Source organism: Glaciihabitans sp. GrIS 2.15, assembly GCF_035984695.1.
In the GTDB taxonomy this organism is placed as follows: Bacteria; Actinomycetota; Actinomycetes; order Actinomycetales; family Microbacteriaceae; genus Lacisediminihabitans.
In genome coordinates, this window is sequence record NZ_JAXCHU010000016.1 from 15,927 (window position 1) to 37,202 (window position 21,276).

Below are 21,276 nucleotides of genomic sequence, written 5' to 3' on the forward strand. Positions count from 1 at the left end.
GCCTATCTCCGTTCCGCTTCAGACTCAGGCAAGACGCGTTCGATGGCGGCGCGGAGCCGCCTCAGCCCCGCCGCAGTCTCGACGCCGAGATCGACGCGCAGGGCGCGGCGTCCCTTGCCGGCCAGTGCGTCGAAGTCGCCGCGCGCTTGGGCTTCCTTGACCACCCCGAACGTGTACGCGTGCCCCGGCACGGGAAGCTCAACGGTGTCCTGGCAGGTGAGCTGCAGAAACACACCGGTGTTGGGGCCGCCCTTGTACGCCTGCCCGGTCGAGTGTTGGAAACGGGGGCCGAAGCCGACACAGGTCGCCACCCGCATCCGGTCACGGATGAGTACCCGAATCTCGCTCAACAGCCCTTCGTGTTCGGCCGTCATCGGCAGATACGCCAAGAGCGCGACATAATCGCCCGGCTCGGCCCGTCGCAGGTGGGCGGCCAGATAGTCATCAAATGATGGTGTCTCAACCGTCGCATTGTCTATCTCCCCGGTGTTGCGGACGTCTGCGCTGAGCTGTAGCCCGTCGTTCTCACCGAACCAGGTCAACCCCGGGAGTGCCCCGGATTGGTCGTAGGCGTCGGTGAGTTCACGTGCCGCGACCTTTGCCTCTTCAACATCGGGTTGGTCGAACGGGTCGATGCCGATGATGGAGCCGGCGACCGCGATCGCGAATTCCCAGCGGAAGAACTCACCACCCACATCTGCCACCTCCGCCAGCACGATCCGCACGACCGGTTGCCCGGCCTGCTCAAGGGAGTGGACTTTCGCTTCCTGCTCCGCGTCGTCGTCCGAGGACAGGCGCACGTAGACGAACAGACGATCGGCGCCGTAGACGACCGGGGCGCCCAGGGGTTCCCCATCGACCGGGATCACCCCTTTGCCGTCTTTGCCGGTCGATTCGGCCAGCAACTGTTCCAGCCACGCCCCGAGGCCCCGGATCCCGGTCGAGGCGATCAGGGTGATTTTGTCCCGCCCCGCGGTCGCCGCGGCGCCGATGATCGCACCGAGTTGCAGGCCCGGGTTGTCGACGGCCGGCACGCTTGCGGCGCAGGCATGCGCCATCCGCTCGGCCCGGTCCAGCAACCCCAGCACATCGACACCGACGGCAGCACCGGGAATCATCCCGAAATCCGACAACGCCGAATACCGGCCCCCGATCGTCGGCCACCCGTGGAACACCGCCTGGTAGCCGTCACTCGCCGCGAGCCGTTCCAGCGCCGTGCCCGGGTCGGTGATCGCAACAAAGTGCCGCCCGACCTCCTCGACACCGAGCACCTCGTTCATGCGGGCCCGGAAGTAGGCGGCGAAGATGTTCGGTTCCAGGGTGGTGCCCGATTTCGAGGACACGAAGAACAGCGTCTTCGACAGGTCCAGCTCGGCCTCGAGTGTGCTGATCTGCTGCGGGTCGGTCGAGTCGAGCACCCGCAAGCGCGGGAACCCGGCTGTGTCGGGAAAAGTGTGGGAGAGCACGTCCGGGCACAGGCTCGAGCCACCCATCCCCAAAACAACCGCATGGCTGAACCCAGCCGAGCGGATGTCCTGGACCAACGCCGTGAACCGGTGGGCATGGGTCAGCTGGTCCATCGCCACTCCCAACCAGCCGAGCCAGTGTGCCTCGTCGCCTCCCGTCCACAACCCGGCGTCGCCGTTCCACAGTCGGGCGATCTTGCCGCCGGCCTCCCAGTCGTCGATGACCGCATCGACCCGGGCGGCTAGCTCGTCCGGGAAACTGCAGGCAAGCGTTGCGGATTTCGGCCGCGCCGGCAACTGCAGGGACTGCTCGAGGGAGGCGAGCAACGTGCGCTGAGCGTCCAGAAACTTTTCCACGCCCTCGCGCACCAGGGTGTCCGTAACCTCATCCAGGTCGACTCCTTCGCCGGCGAGATCGGCAAGGACCGTCCGGGCGGCGGGCAGATCCTCGGTCAGGGTGGTGTGCGCCACGCCGTGCGCCTGGAACGCCTCGTAGGTTGCCGGTGGGATCGTGTCGACGGTGTCCGGTCCGATCAGCGCTTGCACGTAGTACACGTCGGAGAGCGCCGGATTCTTGGTGCCGGTCGATGCCCACAGGATTCGTTGAATCTGGGCTCCTTGGGCATGCAGTGCCTGCCAGCGCCGACCGGTGAACAGCTCCCCGAAGCGGACGTAGGCGAGTTTCCCGTTAGCGATGCCGGTTTTTCCCTGCAGCCGTTCGCTCACTTTCGGGTCGACGGCAGAGTCGATGCGGCTGATGAAGAAGCTCGCCACCGACGCCACCCGGGCGATCTTGCCGCCGCCGGCCAGCCGATCCACCAGCCCGGACAGGTACGCCTCGACCACCTGTTCGTACACTTTGGTGGAGAACAGCAGGGTGATGTTCACGTTGATGCCCTCACCGATCAACTGCCGGATCGCCGGGATGCCCTCGACTGTGCCGGGAACCTTGATCATCAGGTTCGGCCGGTCGACCGCGGCCCACAGCCGTTGCGCTTCCGCAACGGTGCCGGCGGTGTCGTGCGCCAGATCCGGTGCCACTTCCATGCTCACATACCCGTCGCCAGCTTTGGTGTCCTCATATACGCCGCGGAGCACGTCGGCCGCTTGGCGCAGATCGGCGATAGCCATCCCTTCATACACCGACTTCGGATCCGCTGCCGTGCCGTCGGTCACAGAGGCGGCCCGCGCCTGGGCCAACGCCTCGTCGTAGTCCGCCCCGCCGACGATCGCCTTCTCGAAGATCGACGGATTCGAGGTCACCCCGCTCAACCCGTCCTCGCGCACCATCCGTTCAAACTCCCCAGAGGTCAACAGGCTCCGCCGGATGTAATCCAACCAGACACTCTGCCGCAGCGCCCCGATCTGACTGATCCGGCTGGTTACCCTGCCCGTAGACGGTTGCATCGGAAGCTCACCTACTCTTTCGCGCGGATTCGGTCCCCGCAGGGGACACCCCGAGGGTGGCGCGGGCCTCGCGGATCATCTGGTGGGTGAAACCCCACTCGTTGTCGTACCAGGCCATGATCTTGACCAAGGTGCCGTCCACCACCTGCGTCAGATCGAGATTCACGACCGACGCGCGTGAATCGCCGATGATGTCGGAGGACACCATCGGGTCCGCCGAAACGCCGAGGATGCCCTGATATCTGGGCGTCTGTGCCTCCTCGGTGAACACGGCGTTGACCTCCTCCACGCTGGTCGGGCGGGAGGTGACCACAACAATATCGGCAATGGATCCCACCTCGATCGGAGCGCGGATCGCAACGCCGTCGAAGAGGCCTGCCAGTTGAGGCAACGCCCGAATGGTGGCTTTGGCGGCGCCCGTCGGAGCGGGAACCAGATTCGACCCGCCGGCCCGACCGCGACGGAAATTCTTGTTCGGCGAGTCGACCAGGCGCTGCGTTGCCGTGTGGGCATGGATCGTGGTCATGATCGCCCGCTCCACCCCCAAACGCCTCGACGCGATCTCGATGACCGGGGTGATGCAGTTCGTCGTGCAACTGGCGCAGGAGATGATCTGCGGATGCCCATCCGGCCGGTTCACCCCATGCACGACCGTCGGCACCGTGTCGGACTTCGTCGGGGCGGACAAGATGACGAACGAGGCACCAGCCTCAATGTGTTTGGTCAGGTCCTCCACCCGGGTGAAAACACCGGTGCACTCCAACACCAGATCCACACCAAGGTCCCGCCACGGCAACGCGGCTGGATCCCTTTCGGCAAGGACGGCCACCCGGTGGCCGTCGATGACCAGCGCGTCCGCTTCGACGACCACCTGACGGTGGTACCGGCCATACACCGTGTCGTAGCGCAGCAGGTAGGCAAGATTTTCGATCGACGCCACATCGTTGACCGCAACAAGTTCGAGGTCCTCGGAGTCCAGCAGAATCTTCAGCGCGGCCCGCCCGATCCTGCCCAATCCGTTAATCGCCACTTTCGGCATCGAGATCACCCCGCAGTTGCAGTCATAGGTTTGCACGACCAGACGCGTGCTCTTTCATGCTGCGCCTGCCGTGGGGTTCCGTCAACGGGTAGGTGCGAATCAGGGCTCCCCTTGTCGATTCGGGTACCCGGGTGTCTAATGAGGTCATGTCAGCCTCGCAGCCACGTGTGCTCATTCTTGGCGGCGGTTACGTTGGCCTCTACACCGCCTGGGGGCTGCGGAAACACCTGCCATCGGTGCCGATGAAGATCACGCTGGTCGAACCGAACGCTTACATGACCTACCAGCCGTTGCTGCCCGAGGTGGCCGGCGGTGAGGTCGAACCGCGCAACGTGACGGTCCAACTTCGTCGTGCGCTGCGCAAGGTCGACCTGTTCCGCGGCCGTCTGCAGTCGCTCGAGTGTGGCGGGAAGACGGCAACTCTCGTCTCCATCGACGGGGAAGTCAGTACCGTGAAGTACGACCATGTGGTTTTTGCGTTGGGGGCGATCACGCGCACGTTTCCGACACCGGGCCTGGAGGAAAACGCGGTCGGTTTCAAAACGATCCAGGAGGCACTATACCTGCGCAACCGGGTACTCGAGCGCATCGCTCACGCCGCGGCGACCACCGATCCGCTCGAGCAGGCCAAAGCGCTGACCTTCGTCTTCATCGGCGGCGGATATACCGGAGTTGAGGCCATCGCCGAGCTGAGCGATCTGTCCAAGATCGCCATCCGCTCCTACCCGACACTGACCAGACCCCAACTGAATTGGGTGCTGCTGGAGGCAGCAGACCGGGTAGCGGTAGAGGTCGGACCGAAACTCTCCCGGTGGACCCTCTCCCACCTGATCAACCGTGGAATCGACGTCCGCCTGAAGACCACGATGACCTCCTGCGTCGACGGTCAGGTTGTGCTCAGCGACGGCGACACGTTCGACGCCGACACGATCGTGTGGACGGCGGGTATGAAACCGAACCCCGTACTGGATGCCACCAACGTTCCGCGCGGGCCGAAGGGTCACGTCACCGCGAACCCGCAACTTCAGGTGATCCGCGACGACGGAAGCGTCGTCGACGGGGCATGGGCGGCCGGCGACAACGCCCAGGTGCCGGATCTCACCGCCGCGAAACAGCCGGCCTACTATCCGGCAAACGCCCAGAACGCTGTACGGCAGGCAAAGGTCCTCGCCAAGAATCTGGTCGCCGCCATCCAAGGTGAAGAGCTGATCGAGTACCGGCACAAGTCGCTGGGCACCCTGGCCAGCTACGGCGTGGGCAAAGGCGCCGCCGTCGTCTTCGGGATTCGGCTGAAAGGCTTTCCGGCGTGGCTCGTTGATCGCACCTACCACGGCATGGCCATGCCCACCTACGCCCGGAAATTCCGCATCCTCACCGGGTGGGCGATCAACCTGTTCACCCCCCGCGATCTCACCCCGATCACCGCAACCGAACACCCGAGGGACGAGTTCGTCACCGGGATGCAAGCGAGCGAGAAAACCGTGCCAGCCAAGAAAACTGACGCCGGGTAACAGCACCGTCCAAGCGACACCTTCCACGACCGAGGACGCGGCACTATCACCAGGTGAAAACAAGGAGCAGCACCCATGGAAACTAAACAAACCTTCGTGATCATCGGCGCAATGTTGGCCGGAGCGAAAACTGCCGAGGCACTCAGGGCTGAAGGCTTCGACGGGCGCATCGTGCTGATCGGCGACGAGGCGGAACGGCCTTACGAGCGTCCGCCGCTGTCGAAGGACTACCTGCAGGGAAAGTCCGAGAAGGAGAAGATCTACGTCCACCCCGAGGGCTGGTATGCCGAGCACAACGTCGACCTACGGCGGGGAATCCGGGTGACCGGAATCGATCCGTCCGCGCACCGGGTGAGCCTCGACAGCGGTGAGCCGATCGGTTACGACAAGCTACTGCTGGCCACCGGCTCGTCACCGCGGATACTGACTCTGCCGGGCGCCAACCCGGAGCGGGTGTTCATGCTGCGCCGGGTGGAGGATTGCGAGCAACTCAAGACCGCATTGGCAACCGCCTCCCGAGTCGCGATGGTGGGTGCCGGTTGGATCGGGTTGGAGGTGGCGGCGGCAGCCCGTGCCGCGGGCGTGGAGGTGACCGCGTTGGAGACGTCAGAGCTGCCGTTGCTGCGGGTGCTGGGCCGCGAAGTGGCCGAAGTGTTCGCTGACCTGCACCGCCGCCACGGAGTGGATTTGCGTTGCGGCGTCCACGTGGCCAAGATCACCGGGGACGACCCGGCGCGGGCCACCGGTGTGCTCCTTGCCGACGGTACCCACATCGACGCGGACATGGTGGTCGTCGGTGTCGGCGCCATCCCCAACACCCAGCTGGCCGAGGCGGCTGGACTGGTGGTCGATAACGGGGTGCAGGTCGATGAACATCTGCGCTCTTCGGACCCGGACATCTACGCGGCCGGGGACGTTGCGAATCAGTTCAACCCACGGTTGGGCAAACACATTCGGGTCGAACACTGGGCCAACGCGCTGAACCAGCCCGCCATCGCAGCCAAGTCAATGCTAGGTATCGACGCCGTCTATGACCTGCTGCCCTACTTCTTCAGCGACCAGTACGAGTTGGGGATGGAATACTCCGGATATGTCGAGCCCGGCGGTTACGACGAGGTCGTGTTTCGCGGGGACAGGGACAAGCTTGAGTTCATCGCGTTCTGGATGAAAGACCACAAGGTGCTGGCCGGCATGAATGTGAACATCTGGGACGAAACCGAACACATCCGAACCCTCATCGAATCCGGCCAGCAGATCGACAGTGCAAGGTTGGCCGACATCGGAACGGCGCTGACGGACATGCTGAGCACTCCGGCTGCGTAGGCGGGTAGATGCCTGGCCTGCAGGGCGCGATCCTGTTGATCGCAGCCAAACGCCAGGACGGTATCAGTTCGGCGATGGCCCAACACAAATTCGGGGCTGTGCAAACCGACCGAGCAGTTCGTCTCCGCCCAGGTAACGTCGTAGGTTGCCTATGAACAATGAGACGATTCGTTCGTTCTCGTGCTGCGAGAGGGCTGCCGTGTGTGAGCTGATCAGCACATTCGGCCTCCGCCAGAGCGGGCTCTCGGGCGCCAGCGGTTCCGTCGCGAAAACATCAAGGACCGCCGCAGCTGGCTGACCTTGTTCCAGCCCTCGGATCAATGCCTGCTCATCGACGACTCCGCCGCCGCCTCCGTTCACCAGGACGGCGTCCGCGCGCATCCGGCTGATCTGCCCCGCACCGATCATGCCGACGGTCTGCTCGACCAGCGGCAGCGTCAGAACGACGGCATGGCCGGTCGGCAGCAGGTCGCCCAGGAAACGCGGCGGCCGGATCGTCTCCACCCCTGGTCCTGTGCCGCGCCCGGTGCGGTTCACCCCGGAGACGTGCATGCCGAACGCTTGGCCGAGCCGGGCAACCTCGGTGCCGATCGATCCCAACCCGATGACAAGCAGTGTTTTACCAGCAAGGCCGGACATCGGGTAGTGCCCCCAGCGGCGCGCCTGGGTGTCCGCCAATAGGCGTGGAAGTTGTTAGGCGAAGGCGAGAATGCCGAACATGGCGAATTCCGCCAACGGTCCGGCGTGCACTCCGCCCGCACTGGTAATCAGCACCCGGTCGAGTTCCTGCCCGGTCAGGCCCGCGGCGTCCACCTGCTCACCCGCCCCGCCGTCGGTTGCTTGCACCCACCGCAGACCGGTGTTCTCCCTCACGAGCTCCGCCAGCGCCTGCGGGGAGTTGCCGGGCAGACCGAACAGGATTTCCGCATCGGCCAGCAGCCGGCGCCAACGGGCCTCCTGTCCGGCGGTGCGGTGAAATCCGTCGACCCCGCGGTGGTCGCCGGGAAACCGAGTCGGGGGCAGCAAATCCGGTTGGTAGCGCACCTCGAGTCGGTTATCGACGGCCGCAATGCGGGTCACGAGCCCTGGCTCCAAGGGCGTGGCGACAGCCACGATGACCCTTCGGTCCGACGTGCTCATCTTTTCACCCTAGTCTTCGGTCCCTATCCGATCCATGGTCTGCGGCGTACCTTGGGGCATAGACGCGACCCACCCAGTTTCGCCGCGGACAGACACATTTTCTTATCGCGAAGGACAACGACATGACAACAAACAACACACAGTCGGATGTCGGGACAATGACTGGTGAACACTTGGATCTCGCGCACCGGTTGGCGACCCAGTTGAGGGTGGATTCCATCCGGTGCAGCACCCAGGCAGGCTCCGGGCATCCAACCTCCTCCTTGTCCGCCGCGGATCTGATGGCGGTCCTGCTTCTTCGCCACCTGCGCTACGACTGGGCCAACGCCCACCAGGCAACCAACGACCACCTGATCTTCTCCAAGGGACACGCCTCCCCGCTGCTGTACTCGATGTATCGGGCGGTCGGCGTGGTGGGAGAGGACGAGCTGGTTAACACATACCGTCAGTTCGGATCCCGCCTTGAGGGGCACCCGATGCCGATCCTGCCCTGGGTGGATGTGGCGACCGGGTCGCTCGGGCAGGGCCTGCCCGACGCCGTCGGGGTGTGTCTGGCCGGGAAATACCTGGACAAGCTGCCGTACCATGCGTGGGTGCTGTGCGGGGATAGTGAGCTGGCCGAAGGTTCCATCTGGGAGGCGATCGATAAGGCGGCCTATTACAAGCTCGGCAACCTCACCGCGATCGTCGATGTCAACCGGCTCGGCCAGAACGGTCCAACCGAGTTGCAGTGGGAGATGGAGAAGTACGCCAAACGAGTCGAAGCGTTCGGCGCCCGCGCCCTCGTGATCGATGGCCACAACCTGGCAGCCATCGACGCGGCCCTGAGCGAGGCGAGGTCCAACCCGGAGCAGCCGACGGTGGTGTTGGCCCGCACCATCAAGGCCAAGGGGGTTCCGGAGATCGAAGACAAGAACGGCTGGCACGGCAAAGCACTCCCGAAGGACATGGCGGAGCGGGCAATCGCCGCCCTCGGTGGGGTGACCGACCTGACCATCACGACCGCCACCCCGGATGCCGGCGCGCCGGCGATCCAGGCCGACCCATCCGCGACGGTCACCCTGCCCGTCTGGGATATCGGCGAGAAGGTGGCCACCCGGGCGGCGTTCGGTGCCGCCATCTCCGCCCTGGCCGTGCGCCCCAAGGTGGTCGTCCTCGACGGCGAAGTCGGCAACTCCACGCACGCCGGCGAATTCAAGGATGTCTGCCCGGAACGATTCTTCGAAATGTTCATCTCCGAGCAGCAGCTCATCGCCTCCGCGGTGGGCCTGTCGGTACGCGGCTACATCCCTTTCGCGTCAAGCTTCGCTGCGTTCCTGATCGCCCGGCCGTACGACTTCATCCGGATGGCCGGCGTCTCCGAAGCCAACATCCGGCTGGTCGGCACCCATGCCGGCGTCGAGATAGGGCAGGACGGTCCCTCGCAGATGGCTTTGGAGGACATCGCGGCGATGCGCGCCATCCACACCTCCGTGGTCCTGTACCCCAGCGACGCACCGTCAACCGCGGCACTGGTGGCCACCATGGCCGACACCGACGGCGTCGTCTACCTGCGGGCGACCCGTGGCGCCTACCCGGTCATCTACGGACCCGAGGAAGAATTCCCCATCGGAGGATGCAAAATACACCGGGCAGAGCCGAACGATCAGGTGGCGTTGATCGGGGCCGGAGTGACCCTGCACGAATGCCTCGCTGCGGCCGAAGAGTTGGCCGAGGCGGGCATCCCGGCGCGGGTCATTGACCTGTACTCGATCAAACCGCTCGATCGCGACACTCTCATCGACACCTGCCGCATTACAAACAGCCGGTTGGTCGTGGTGGAGGACCACTACCCGCAGGGCGGCATCGGCGGCGCCGTGATGGAGGCACTCGCCGACGCGGACATAGGGCAACTTCACGTCACGCTCCTGGGCGTCAAGGGACTGCCCGTGTCGGGGCAGCCCGCCGAACTCCTGGACGCCGCCGGCATCTCGGCACGCCACATTGTTGCAGCGGCACGAAAACTCGTGGAGGCCCAGGCATGAACGCAAACGAGACGGCCGACATCCCTGCGCGACGACCCCGCTTGATGTTGGCGTCCGCCGTGATGTTCGTGGCCGACCTGGACCAGTCGGTGGTGTTCTATCAGGAACTCCTCGGACTCGAGGCCACCACCCGCAGCGACGAAGCCGCACTTCTGGTCAGCCCCGACGGGTACCAGTTGTATCTGCGCAGCATAGGAAAACGGGCGCAGCATTTCACCGGCGCCGTCGGCATCCAATACCTCGTGTGGACTGCCGAAAGCGAAGAAGACCTCCAACGATGCGAACGGGTTCTGAAAGCGCAATCGCCGAGAGTCACCAGCACGACCGTTGATGGGTTTCGGATGGTCGAGGGGCGGGGACCGGATGATGTGCCGGTTGTGGTGACTTTCCCGGGCCCCGATCAGGCACCACGGCATGAGATTCTGCAACGGATCTACGCCTGGTAAGAGTTACCGGCCGCGCGAAATCTTTGTCTTCGGCTATTACAATCCGGACGGACGATGGGGTTCGGGAGCTCGCCCGGCTGGTTGCGTCGGCCTGACACCAACCGGTGGCATATCCGGTATCGGACAGGTGACCGGTTCCCCGGCTGTGACGGTAATCGACCGATCATGGTGAACGATTTGCAGTGTCTCGCCGTCACGGATGGAGTATGTTGCGCTCGCACGCGTGACCTCCACGTGCAGGGTTCGGCCCGCAACCAGCAACCCGAACGCGAGGCTGGTGAGCCCGCTGGGTAGGCGAGGCCTGAAGCTGAGCGCACCCTCGGTGTGGCGCATCCCCCCGAAACCCGCCACGAGCGCCGTCCACACCCCGGCCAGCGAAGCCAGGTGCAGACCGTTGCGGGTGTTGTGCTCCAGGTCGTCGAGGTCCATCAGGGCGGCCTCGGCGAGGTAGTCTTCGGCGAGGTCCAGCTGGCCGACCTCGGCGGCGATCACCGCCTGCACGCAGGCAGACAGCGATGAGTCACGCACAGTCACCGCCTCGTAATAGGCGAAGTTGCGGGCCTTCTGCTCGGCGGTGAACGCATCGGGGCGAAGCTGCATGGCGAGCACCAGGTCGGCCTGTTTGACTACCTGTTTGCGGTACAGATCGAAATACGGGAAGTGCAGCAGCAGCGGGTACTGCACGGCTGTGGTGGCCTCGAAGTCCCACACCTGGTGACCGGTGAACCCCTCGGCCTGCGGGTGGACACCCAGCGCCTGGTCGTAGGGGATGAACATGTCGGCTGCGGCATCCCGCCAGCTCGCCATTTCCTCCGCGTCGACACCGAGTTCCCGGGCACGGTCCTGATGGCGTGCCGCCGCGTCTGCGGCTCCCGACAGGTTCTGTTGCGCCATCAGGTTGGTGTACACGTTGTTGTCGGCAATCGCACTGTACTCGTCGGGTCCGGTCACCCCGTCGATCCGGAATCGGCCCGCGCCGTCATGGTGGCCGAGGGAACGCCAGAGCCGCGCAGTCTGCACCAGCAGCTCCACGCCGATCGTCCGCTCGAAATCGTAGTCTCCCGTGGCAGAGACGTAGCGGATCACGGCGGCGGCGATGTCCGCGTTGACATGAAATGCGGCGGTGCCGGCTGGCCAATAACTGGAGCATTCCTCGCCGCGGATGGTGCGCCACGGGAATGCCGCACCGGTGAGCCCGAGTTGCGTGGCCCGCTCGAGGGCGACAGGCAGGGTGCTGTGTCGCCACCGTAGCGCGTGTGCTGTCGCATCCGGTACCGTGTAGGTCAGCACCGGGAGCACGAAGGTTTCGGTGTCCCAGAAGGCATGCCCGTCATATCCGGGTCCGGTGAGCCCCTTCGCGGCGATCGCCCTCCCCTCTGCGCGTGCGCCGGCCTGCAACACGTGAAAGAGGGAAAACCGCACCGCCTGCTGGATTGCGGTATCGCCGCCGAGTTCCACATCCGCCCGATCCCAGAACTCGTCCAGGTAAGTGCGCTGCTCGGCGAGCAACCCATCCCACCCGGTCTGCATCGCACCGGCCAACGCCGCGTCGGCCTGATCGCGGACCGCCGGCAGCGACCGGGAACCGGACCAGCCATACGCGACCACCTTGACCAGCCGCAACCGCTGCCCCGGCTCCAGGGTGGTCGACACCGTCGTTCGCCCCAGGTGCGGGAAACTCTCCGAGTGCACCTCCGTTCCGGGCGGTCCGTCCACGACATGATCCATCACCGCAGCCACGATCAAACCGCTGTTCCGGGTGGAGTGCACCAGACCGGCGCGCGCGCCCCGCGCAGAATCCGCCTGTTCCACCAATGGGGACTCCAATGCCGCAGCCACCCGCGGGTCCCCACCAGGATCGGGAAGCTGCTCATTGGCCACCAGCTCGGACTGCACGACGATCCGTGTCGTCTGGTCGAGGGCCTCGACTTCGTAACAGATCGCCGCGACCGCCCGCTGAACGAGGGACACCATGCGGGTGGAGGTGACCTTGACCGCACAGCCCGCCGGGGACACCCATTCGGCCTGCCGGCTCAGGACACCGGCACGAAAGTCGAGGCTGCGTTCATGGGAGCGTAGTTGTCCGTAGCGGACATCGACCGGTTCGTCGTTGACCAGCAGTCGAATCAATTTGCCGTTGGTCACGTTGATGATCGTCTGCCCGGACTCCGGATACCCGTACCCGCGTTCGGCATACGGCAGAGGCCGCTCCTCGAACACCCCGTTCAGGTAGGAGCCCGGCAGTCCGTGCGGTTCGCCCTCGTCCAGGTTCCCGCGCCAACCGATGTGCCCATTGGACAGCGCGAAGACCGACTCCGTCTGCGCCAGCACGTCCAAGTCCAAGCTCGTTTCCCGGAGGCACCACGGCTCAACCGTGAAGCTTGGATGATCGATCATTTCGTGGCCAACAATTCCGTCAGGTCGGTGACGACGACATCCGCGCCATGCTTGCGAAGCGCGTCAGTCTGTCCGACCCGATCCACGCCGATGACCAGAGCGAAATTGCCGGCATGGCCGGCCGCGACACCGGCCAGGGCATCCTCGAAGACAACGCATTGCGCCGGTTTCAGCCCCACCGCGCGCGCACCGGCCAGAAACATGTCCGGCGCCGGTTTGCCATTCAAATGTTCGCGGCGGGCCGTCAGCCCGTCAATACGTTGGTCGAAGAGATTCTCGATCCCTGCCGCGACAAGCACCGCCTGACAATTGGCGCTGGAGGAGACGACCGCGCACCTCAGCCCGTGCGCCCGCACCGCGCGCAGGTAACGCACCGATCCGTCGTACACGGCCACGCCGTCTTCGCGGATCCGCCGCTGAACAATGTCGTTCTTGCGGTTGCCGAGCCCAGACACGGTCTCGGCCCCCGCGCGGTCACCAGACTCGCCCTCCGGCAACGTGATGCCCCGCGACGTCAGGAATGACCGGGTACCATCTTCCCGCGACTTCCCATCAACATACGCGTCATAGTCGGCAACCTTGTCGAACGGCGTGAAACGTTCACCGGCGCGCTTGGCGGCCTTCGCCAGGTACGCGTCGAACATCTCTTTCCACGCCGCCGCGTGCACGGTCGCCGTCTTGGTGATGACACCATCCAGATCGAACAAGCATCCGCGCACCCCGTCGGGCAGACCAACGGCGGCAACATCCGTCACCCCAGAGGAGTCCCCCTCGGCAGGCTTGCTTACGGCCGGGCCGGTCATGGACTGTTTGCTTCGCGCACGGGGTCCGGTACCACCACGACCGGACACCGGGCGCGCGCCACCACATGCTGGCTCACCGATCCGAGCAGGACGCCGGCGAACCCGCCATGCCCGCGCAATCCGACCACCAGGATCGCCGCGTCTTCCGCGGCGAGCAGCAGGGCCTCGGCCGGAGGCCCCTCAACCGCCTCACTGGTGATCACCACATTACGACCGCGGGACGCGTCTTGCGCCAGCCGGGCGACCGCGCGGGTGGTTGCCGTTGACAACTTACGGGCCATATCCTCGGACGGATTCATTCCCAGTGCCCCGATCCCGGCGGCCCCATAGAACTGCGGTTCCTGCCAGGTCATGACCGCATGGACGGGCACATCGCGTAGCTGCGCCTCACTGACCGCCCAATCCAATGCAGCCCCCGACCCGGCCGACCCGTCAACCCCGACCACGATCCGTCCAGGATTGCGTCGACGTTCGGTGACCCTGACCTGCGCCTCGCCCGGATTGTTCGAGCCCCCAGTCCCGTAAAAGTCACTGTCGCTGTCGCCCATGAGCTCCTCCTTGCGAATCGCTCGCACCATGACCTGGATCCGACGGGCATCTGCTCATCGGTTCAGGATGTCGGCGAGGACGGCGGCTTCGCTGATGTCCGGCTCTTTGGTGCCGGTGAGCAAGGTCAGACGTTTGTCGGCGGCCAGATCTCGTAGGTGCTGGAGTGCCTTGCCCCGCTCGACTTGTTTCAGTTCTGTGCGGTAGCGGTGGGTGAACTCGCTGAACTTCGCCGGGTCATGGCTGTACCATTTACGCAATTCCGTTGACGGCGCCACATCCTTGCACCACTCATCCAGTGCCGCCTTCGCCTTCGTCATGCCGCGTGGCCAGATCCGATCGACCAGAACCCGGACACCATCCTGTTCTTCGGCGCCCTCGTACACTCTGCGCACCCGCACGTCCGGTTTCTTCGTCATGGCCCGACCTTCTGGGCGACTCACGCCAACAGTGTGCACCCACCAATTAGGCGAAACATCGTCGGAACAGGCCGGCCGCCCGTCTCTTGCCCTTGTTGTCATTATGCTCTTCCCGGCCGAAATCGCACCCGGGAGAAACCATCGGTTGATGGATAGGAGCCGCGTTGTTACGTGCGTCCGGGTTTGTAAGTCGAAACGGATGGGGCGCCCGTTAGCCAATACCTCCACGGGAAACTCGTCGCGTCGCCACCAGGCCCGCTGACGCCCACCCGCGGACCACTCGCATGCGGTAGAACGGCACCATCATCCGGGGCGAAGAACCGCCATTGTCCGCCGAAGAGGTCGTCGCCGTCGTTCGTCAGATTGGCCCCGAAGCTTTGGGCAACACAGCCGGGGCCCCGTGCCAGCCCACGGTCCGGAAGCGGAACTTTCCGTGGTTTCATTTCGCGCCGGGCCCGGGCAAGTTCGCTGCCCGTGATGACGTCGCCAGCCCGAATCAGACACCCATACGGTTCCCCGGCTTGCCCGGCAACGAGATTCAGGGCGTGATGCATCCCATACGTGAAGTAGCAATAGATGTGGCCGGGTGCACCGAACATGGTCTTATTGCGGTTCGTCTTGCCGCGATAAGCGTGTGCACCGGGGTCGCGCTCGCCCGCATACGCTTCGACCTCGGTGATCCTGATGGCGACCGTCCCCTCACCGTCGGTGCGTTGCAGGACGCAACCTAGAAGCTCCGGCGCCACCTCAAGCACATCGCGGGCAAAGAAACTGCGGCTCGCGGGCCGCAACCCGCCGAAGTCGCTCACCAGGCAACCGTACCTGCTCATCCTGTGCCCTCCCGAAGTGAGGCACGCGGGTGAGTACTGGAAGAGTACCGGTGCGACCGGACAGCACGGTAGGCACCGGCAACCCCGCGGATGGAGAGCGATGATGACCTCGAACAGTTTTGGTGCGCGCGGTGAACTCGCTGTCGAGAACACGCACTATGAGATCTTCAGGCTCGACGCCATCGATGGCGCGGCGCGGTTGCCATACAGCCTGAAGGTGCTGCTGGAGAACCTTCTCCGGAATGAAGACGGCCACCTGGTGACCGCGGATCAGGTGACCGCGCTCGGCGCCTGGGACCCCAACGTGGCCAGCAGCTCTGAGATCCAGTACACGCCGGCACTGGTGTTCATGCAGGACTTCACCGGAGTGCCGTGCGTGGTCGATCTGGTGGCGATGCGCGATGCCATGGCCGCATTCGGCGGGGACCCGCGCACAATCAACCCGCTGATCCCCGCCGAACTGGTGATCGACCATTCCGTGATCGCCGACGTTTTCGGCCGACCGGACGAGTTCCATATCAACGCCGAACTCGAGTTCCAGCGCAACCAGGAACGCTACCAACTGTTGCGTTGGGCGCAACAGTCCTTCGACGACTTCCTGGTCGTGCCGCCGGACACCAGAATCTGCCACCAGGTCAACCTCGAATACCTCTCCCGGGTCGCCTTCACCACCGATGGCCCAAGTGGGCCGCGGGCATACCCGGACACTCTGGTCGGGACCGATTCGCACACCCCGATGGTCAACGGTCTCGGCGTGCTCGGTTGGGGTGTCGGCGGGATCGAGGCCGAAGCCGCCATGCTCGGACAACCGATGAGCATGCTCATCCCGCCGGTCGTCGGCCTGAAACTCACCGGCGAGCTTCCCGAGGGCACCACCGCCACCGACCTCGTGCTCACCGTGGCGGAACTTCTGCGTCGCACCCGGGTGGTGGGAAAGTTCGTCGACTTCTTCGGCCCTGGTGTGGCGAATGTGCCGCTGGCAACCCGGGCGACCCTCGGAAACATGAGCCCGGAGTACGGGTCGACCTGTGCCATCTTCCCGATCGACGACGAGACATTGGACTATCTGCGGCTGACCGGGCGGACCGAGTACCACATCAACCTCGTCGAAGCCTATGCCAAGGCGCCGGGGCTGTGGCATGACCCCGGCCATGAGCCCGACTTCCGCCAAGTCGTCAAACTCGACCTGACGACTGTGGAATCCTCCCTCGCCGGACCGAAACGCCCACAGGACCGGATCCCGCTGAAAAAGGCGCAGCGCGCCTTCTGGCCCTGCTGGCCCGCAAATCACAAATCGAAGCCGCGCAAGGCGGTCTGGATGACGCGGACGCCCACTCGTTCCCGGCCAGCGACCCGATCTCGATCAGTCCAGACGTGGCGCGTGACGAACGACCTCACTCGAAGAAGTACAAGGAGCCGTCCGCCTGGCCGACAAACCCGGCCGCGGCGAAACTCCCGGACGGGACCATTCACGACATCGATCACGGGCACGTAGTGATTGCCGCGATCACCTCCTGCACGAACACGTCGAATCCGACTGTGATGGTCGCCGCCGGCCTGTTGGCCGAGAACGCCGTCGAGCGCGGACTCAGGAGCAAACCGTGGGTGAAAACCACCCTCGCGCCCGGATCTCGTGTGGTCACCGACTACTACGACCGGGCCGGCCTCACCCGCTACCTCGAAGCTCTCGGATTCAACCTCGCCGGCTACGGCTGCACCACCTGCATCGGCAACTCCGGACCGCTCATCCCGGCGGTGAGCGCGGCGGTGACCCAAAATGATCTGACCGTGGCATCGGTGCTGTCCGGGAACCGAAACTTCGAGGGGCGCATCCACTCCGAGGTGAAGATGAACTTCCTCGCCTCTCCGCCGCTGGTCATCGCGTACGCGCTTGCCGGCACCATGCACGCGGATCTGCTGCAGGAACCCCTCGGCGACGACCAGAACGGCGACCCGGTGTACCTGCGGGACATCTGGCCGACCACCGCGGAGATCGCCTCTGTCGTCGGTGCAACGTCGGGGCGTCGATGTTCACCGACGGTTACCGGGACGTCCTCACCGGTGACGACCGGTGGCGTGGCATGGACGCGTCAACATCCGAAATGTTCCAATGGGACCCGGACTCAACCTACGTGCGCAACCCACCGTATCTCCGGGGGATGCCGCGCGATCCGCAACCGTTGCAGGAAATTGCCGGCGCACGTGTGCTCGCCTATCTCGACGACTCGGTGACGACCGATCACATCTCGCCGGCCGGAGTGATCCAGAAAGACTCGCCGGCCGGTCGCTACCTGATCGAAAACGGCGATGCTGTTGCTGACTTCAACTCATACGGATCCCGGCGCGGGAACCACGAGGTGATGATCCGCGGCACCTTCGCCAATGTGCGCCTGCGCAACAAGCTCGTGCCCGGCGTGGAAGGAGGCTTCACCCGGGTGCTTCCTGACGGTGACACCGTCAGCATCTTCGACGCCGCGACCGTGTATGCGGGCAGAGCCACCCCGTTGATCGTGATCGCAGGCGCGGATTACGGTTCCGGGTCATCCCGCGACTGGGCTGCCAAAGGGACACTGCTACTCGGGGTCAAGGCCGTGCTGGCCACATCCTACGAACGGATCCACCGGTCCAACCTCATCGGGATGGGTGTGCTTCCGCTGCAGTTCCAAGCCGGCGACACCGCAGAAAGCCTCGGTCTGACCGGCGAGGAGTCCTATTCCATCGTCGGCCTGGCCGGCGGTCAAACGCCGCCGAGTGAAGTGACGGTGCGGATCGACTCGGATGGTGCTGCTCGTGAGTTCGTTGCGGTGGTGCGCATCGACACACCGGCAGAGGCGGCCTATTACCTGCACGGCGGGCTCCTGCAGTATGTGCTGCGGCAACTGCTCGACACCTGAACCCGAGCGGACGCGGACACAGTGCGGCATCCGAAAGAGAGGACGAGAACCATGATCGGCACCCCACGTTTGGTCACCAACGAGGTCGACCCCGCTTCACACCACGCCGTTCTGGCACTGGAGAACTAACTGCGGGCGAGCGGGTTGCCTCCCCGATTGCTGAATCTGATCAAAATCCGAGCCTCGCAACTGAATTCGAGCGCATTCTGCCTCGACATGCACACCCGCGAGGCAGCCGAGGAAGGGCAATCCCCGCGGCGACTGTACGTCCTGGCCGGGTGGCGGGAAGCACCCGACCTGTTCACCACGCCGGAACGGGCCGCACTGTCATTGACCGAGGCGGTCACCCTGATCTCTCGCACCGGGGTGCCCAACAACGTGTGGAATGACGCTGCCGCGAACTTCGATGAAGTCGAGCTGGTGAAACTGCTGATGGCCATCGCCACAATCAACGTGTGGAACAGGCTCGCCGTCGCAACACACAAGGCTCTACCCGACGGTGACACCGCGTGAACGAATGACTCTGCGCCCCGCCTCCCCTGGCCGATAGCGACCAATCGGACTCAGTTCGCGGGCTCCGATTACCTCCGTATTTCGATGATGTCTTCGTCGATGTTGGTGGTGACGGTGAGGTGAGGCGATTAATTTTCGTCACTCGCTCAACTTGGAGGACAGGACGCTCCAGAAGCCGGAAGTTACCGCGTGTGACTCGGGCGATCGTTCGGTGTCCTTCGTGTGGTCGTTGAAGGGCGCCGCACCAGTTGCCCCCCCACGTGAGGCCGCTTCAGCCGAACGTGTAAGCGGCGTTCGCTAGCCGCGAACGAGCGATCAGACATAAGCTGAAGGTGCTGGCTGAGCGGGATGCATCGACAATCGATGATCACGGTCGACAGAGTGGAGATACCAATGGCGGCCACGAACCGCGCGGCTAGATCTAAGAAGCCGAAGAGCTTGGCGGAGGTCGAAACCGTGCCGTCACTTCTGGCCTATTACCGCGAGATGGCCCTGATCCGTTCGTTCGAGCTGACCGCGGCGGAAATGTATGCGAAAGCGAAAATCGGCGGCTACTGCCACCTCAATCTAGGCGAAGAGGCAGCCGTCGTCGGACTGACCGAGGCTCTGGAGACACGCGACTACCTGTTCACGACCTACCGTGACCATGGTTATGCGATTGCGCGTGGCATGGAACCGCGGCGCGTGATGGCGGAACTGTTCGGTAAGACCACCGGGGTTTCTGGCGGTCGGGGTGGGTCGATGCACATGTTCGACGCGAAGCTGCGCATGCTCGGCGGCTACGGAATAGTGGGGGGCCAAATACCGCCGGCCACGGGGGCCGCTCTTGCGCTCAGTCTGCGCAGCGAGCCGGGTCCCGACGCCGAGGTTGTCATGTGTCTGCTCGGGGACGGGACCATCAATATCGGTGCGTTTCACGAGTCACTGAACCTCGCGGGGATCTGGGATCTACCGATCCTCTATGTGATTATCAACAACCGGCTCGGTATGGGTACCACGGTCGAGGCGGCCTCCGCTGAACCCGAGTTGTACAAGCGTGGATGTTCGTATCGGATTCCCGGGAAGCGCGTGGACGGCAACGACGTGCTCGCCGTTCGAGACGCCGCGCTGGCGCTGATGAAACGCGCTCGGATTGATCGCAAACCCGGCCTGCTCGAGGTAATGACCTATCGGCTCAAAGGACACTCGGTCGTCGATCCCGCTCGCTACCGCTCCAAGGTCGACACCGAGCAGGCGCAGCAGTTCGATCCAGTGCCTGCGTTTCGCGCTCGCCTCATCGAAACGAAAGTTCTGGACGAAGAAGAGGCGAACCGGATCGAGCTGGAGGTTGCCGAGGAAGTGAAGCAGGCCGTGAAGTTCGCCGATGAAAGCCCCGATCCCACGCCGGATCAATTGTTCGATTACGCATATGCCACCCCCGTGGCCAATGCGCCGCACGCGCTGCCCGGCGAACCGCTGATGGCACTGTGATGAACCAGGAGCAGGCCACCACCCAGGAGCAGGCCACCACCCAGGGGACGTCGGTGATGACGTATCGACAGGCGCTGCACGACACGTTGCGGTCGGAACTCATACGTGACGAGAACGTGTTTCTCATCGGGGAAGAGATCGGAATTTTCGAGGGGTCGTACAAGATCACCGCAGGCCTGTTAGAAGAATTCGGTCCGAAACGAGTGATCGACACCCCGATCGCCGAGGAGGGGTTCTCCGGGGCAGCGCTCGGGGCTGCGATGCTCGGCATGCGGCCGGTCGTGGAAATCATGACAATCAACTTCACCCTCCTGGCCATCGACCAGATCGTCAATCACGCCGCGAAGATGCACAGCATGTTCGGCGGCCAGGTTTCCGTGCCCATGGTGATCCGCACCCCTGGCGGTGGGGGGCAACAACTCGCCGCCACCCACTCACAGAACCTCGAGGTCTGGTACGCCCACATTCCGGGGCTCAAAGTCGTCGCCCCGGCCACGCCTGCCGATGCGAAGGCCCTGCTGACGGCGGCGATACGGGATGACGATCCGGTGATCTTCCTTGAAAACCTGGCGTTGTACAACACCAAAGGTGAGGTCCCCGACGGCGAGCAGGTCGCCGAGATCGGCAAGGCAGCCGTAGTGAAAGAAGGCACCCACCTCACCGTTGTGGCGTATTCTCGAGCGGCTGTTGTCGCTCTGGATGTTGCGCGGAAACTTGAAGACGAAGGTATTTCCATCGAGGTGGTCGACCTGCGCAGCCTGCGGCCGCTTGACCGGGAGACGATTTGCGCCTCCGTGCGCAAGACCAGCCGCGCAATCGTGCTCGAAGACGACTGGCTGAGCTACGGGATCGGGGCGGAAGTGTCCGCCACGATCAGCGAGGGCGCATTCGACTATCTGGATGCACCCGTTCGCCGGGTTGCCGCCGCCGAGGTGCCGCTACCGTATGCGAAACCACTGGAGCGAGCCGCCCTGCCGACGGGGGACACGCTGATCAAAGTCATCCACGAGGTTCTCGCCGCCACCAGGTTTGGGGAATAGGAGTCCAC

General features: G+C 64.4%; 16 protein-coding genes and 1 pseudogene. 8 read left to right on the forward strand and 9 right to left on the reverse strand.

The window, feature by feature from the left end; genetic code table 11:
- Positions 1 to 2: 2 nt before the first annotated feature.
- Together RCH11_RS16535 and gap are read right to left on the reverse strand one after the other, a co-directional pair.
- On the reverse strand, positions 3 to 2,873 hold the full coding sequence (locus RCH11_RS16535) for a bifunctional transaldolase/phosoglucose isomerase (protein ID WP_327058125.1): 2,871 nt from the start codon (positions 2,871 to 2,873) through the stop codon (positions 3 to 5).
- A gap of 7 nt (positions 2,874 to 2,880) precedes the next feature.
- Complete coding sequence (gene gap / locus RCH11_RS16540; RefSeq protein ID WP_327058126.1) at positions 2,881 to 3,948, reverse strand: type I glyceraldehyde-3-phosphate dehydrogenase; 1,068 nt, start codon at positions 3,946 to 3,948, stop codon at positions 2,881 to 2,883.
- A 110-nt stretch (positions 3,949 to 4,058) separates the two neighbouring features.
- Between gap and RCH11_RS16545 the strand changes: the two genes are divergently transcribed.
- Both RCH11_RS16545 and RCH11_RS16550 read left to right on the forward strand, forming a co-directional pair.
- A complete protein-coding gene (locus RCH11_RS16545; protein WP_327058127.1) occupies positions 4,059 to 5,423 on the forward strand; it encodes an NAD(P)/FAD-dependent oxidoreductase in 1,365 nt (454 codons plus the stop codon).
- Between the two features lie 96 nt (positions 5,424 to 5,519).
- Complete coding sequence (locus RCH11_RS16550) at positions 5,520 to 6,746, forward strand: NAD(P)/FAD-dependent oxidoreductase (protein ID WP_327058128.1); 1,227 nt, start codon at positions 5,520 to 5,522, stop codon at positions 6,744 to 6,746.
- 63 nt (positions 6,747 to 6,809) lie between these two features.
- Here the strand turns inward: RCH11_RS16550 and RCH11_RS16555 are convergent, their stop codons facing one another.
- Together RCH11_RS16555 and RCH11_RS16560 are read right to left on the reverse strand one after the other, a co-directional pair.
- Positions 6,810 to 7,424: an NAD(P)-dependent oxidoreductase gene (locus tag RCH11_RS16555; RefSeq protein ID WP_327058129.1), complete on the reverse strand. Its 615-nt coding sequence runs from the start codon at positions 7,422 to 7,424 to the stop codon at positions 6,810 to 6,812.
- A gap of 15 nt (positions 7,425 to 7,439) precedes the next feature.
- Entirely contained in the window at positions 7,440 to 7,886 is a 447-nt protein-coding gene (locus RCH11_RS16560; RefSeq protein ID WP_327058130.1) for a hypothetical protein, read from the reverse strand.
- Between the two features lie 122 nt (positions 7,887 to 8,008).
- Here RCH11_RS16560 and RCH11_RS16565 point away from each other — a divergent pair, with 122 nt between their 5' ends.
- Both RCH11_RS16565 and RCH11_RS16570 read left to right on the forward strand, forming a co-directional pair.
- Complete coding sequence (locus RCH11_RS16565; RefSeq protein ID WP_327058131.1) at positions 8,009 to 9,910, forward strand: transketolase; 1,902 nt, start codon at positions 8,009 to 8,011, stop codon at positions 9,908 to 9,910.
- 62 nt (positions 9,911 to 9,972) lie between these two features.
- Positions 9,973 to 10,356, forward strand: a complete 384-nt coding sequence (locus RCH11_RS16570; protein ID WP_327058147.1) for a VOC family protein — start codon at positions 9,973 to 9,975, stop codon at positions 10,354 to 10,356.
- A gap of 36 nt (positions 10,357 to 10,392) precedes the next feature.
- Here the strand turns inward: RCH11_RS16570 and RCH11_RS16575 are convergent, their stop codons facing one another.
- From RCH11_RS16575 to RCH11_RS16595, 5 genes are all read right to left on the reverse strand, one after another.
- Positions 10,393 to 12,753, reverse strand: coding sequence for a glycoside hydrolase family 65 protein (locus RCH11_RS16575; RefSeq protein WP_327058132.1), 2,361 nt, complete (start codon positions 12,751 to 12,753; stop codon positions 10,393 to 10,395).
- Positions 12,750 to 13,508, reverse strand: a complete 759-nt coding sequence (locus RCH11_RS16580) for a beta-phosphoglucomutase family hydrolase (protein ID WP_327058133.1) — start codon at positions 13,506 to 13,508, stop codon at positions 12,750 to 12,752. Before RCH11_RS16580 ends, RCH11_RS16575 begins: the two co-directional genes overlap by 4 nt.
- A 44-nt stretch (positions 13,509 to 13,552) precedes the next feature.
- Complete coding sequence (locus RCH11_RS16585; protein WP_327058134.1) at positions 13,553 to 14,134, reverse strand: universal stress protein; 582 nt, start codon at positions 14,132 to 14,134, stop codon at positions 13,553 to 13,555.
- Positions 14,135 to 14,158: 24 nt separating this feature from the next.
- Positions 14,159 to 14,521, reverse strand: coding sequence for a DUF488 domain-containing protein (locus RCH11_RS16590; RefSeq protein WP_327058135.1), 363 nt, complete (start codon positions 14,519 to 14,521; stop codon positions 14,159 to 14,161).
- A gap of 167 nt (positions 14,522 to 14,688) precedes the next feature.
- On the reverse strand, positions 14,689 to 15,330 hold the full coding sequence (locus RCH11_RS16595) for a DNA-3-methyladenine glycosylase (protein WP_327058136.1): 642 nt from the start codon (positions 15,328 to 15,330) through the stop codon (positions 14,689 to 14,691).
- A gap of 121 nt (positions 15,331 to 15,451) precedes the next feature.
- Between RCH11_RS16595 and RCH11_RS16600 the strand changes: the two are divergent.
- The 4 genes and pseudogenes from RCH11_RS16600 (at position 15,452) to RCH11_RS16615 (ending at position 21,268) form a co-directional block, all read left to right on the forward strand.
- A pseudogene (locus RCH11_RS16600) lies at positions 15,452 to 18,245 on the forward strand (aconitate hydratase).
- Positions 18,246 to 18,389: 144 nt separating this feature from the next.
- Positions 18,390 to 18,758 carry a carboxymuconolactone decarboxylase family protein gene (locus RCH11_RS16605; protein WP_327058137.1) on the forward strand — a complete coding sequence of 123 codons (369 nt, stop codon included), beginning with the start codon at positions 18,390 to 18,392 and terminating at the stop codon, positions 18,756 to 18,758.
- Positions 18,759 to 19,121: 363 nt separating this feature from the next.
- Entirely contained in the window at positions 19,122 to 20,228 is a 1,107-nt protein-coding gene (gene pdhA / locus RCH11_RS16610; RefSeq protein WP_327058138.1) for a pyruvate dehydrogenase (acetyl-transferring) E1 component subunit alpha, read from the forward strand.
- On the forward strand, positions 20,228 to 21,268 hold the full coding sequence (locus RCH11_RS16615; protein ID WP_327058148.1) for an alpha-ketoacid dehydrogenase subunit beta: 1,041 nt from the start codon (positions 20,228 to 20,230) through the stop codon (positions 21,266 to 21,268). The genes pdhA and RCH11_RS16615 overlap by 1 nt, the downstream gene beginning before the upstream one ends.
- The last annotated feature ends 8 nt before the right edge of the window (positions 21,269 to 21,276 follow it).

What these genes read in the sequence shown, in the direction of transcription:
- RCH11_RS16535 (WP_327058125.1), bottom strand. Translation starts at nt 2,873, where the DNA reads ATGCAACCGTCTACGGGCAGGGTAACCAGCCGGATCAGTCAGATCGGG.
- RCH11_RS16545 (WP_327058127.1), top strand. Translation starts at nt 4,059, where the DNA reads ATGTCAGCCTCGCAGCCACGTGTGCTCATTCTTGGCGGCGGTTACGTT.
- RCH11_RS16560 (WP_327058130.1), bottom strand. Translation starts at nt 7,886, where the DNA reads ATGAGCACGTCGGACCGAAGGGTCATCGTGGCTGTCGCCACGCCCTTG.
- RCH11_RS16565 (WP_327058131.1), top strand. Translation starts at nt 8,009, where the DNA reads ATGACAACAAACAACACACAGTCGGATGTCGGGACAATGACTGGTGAA.
- RCH11_RS16570 (WP_327058147.1), top strand. Translation starts at nt 9,973, where the DNA reads ATGTTCGTGGCCGACCTGGACCAGTCGGTGGTGTTCTATCAGGAACTC.
- RCH11_RS16575 (WP_327058132.1), bottom strand. Translation starts at nt 12,753, where the DNA reads ATGATCGATCATCCAAGCTTCACGGTTGAGCCGTGGTGCCTCCGGGAA.
- RCH11_RS16585 (WP_327058134.1), bottom strand. Translation starts at nt 14,134, where the DNA reads ATGGTGCGAGCGATTCGCAAGGAGGAGCTCATGGGCGACAGCGACAGT.
- RCH11_RS16590 (WP_327058135.1), bottom strand. Translation starts at nt 14,521, where the DNA reads ATGACGAAGAAACCGGACGTGCGGGTGCGCAGAGTGTACGAGGGCGCC.
- pdhA (WP_327058138.1), top strand. Translation starts at nt 19,122, where the DNA reads ATGATCACGGTCGACAGAGTGGAGATACCAATGGCGGCCACGAACCGC.
- RCH11_RS16615 (WP_327058148.1), top strand. Translation starts at nt 20,228, where the DNA reads ATGAACCAGGAGCAGGCCACCACCCAGGAGCAGGCCACCACCCAGGGG.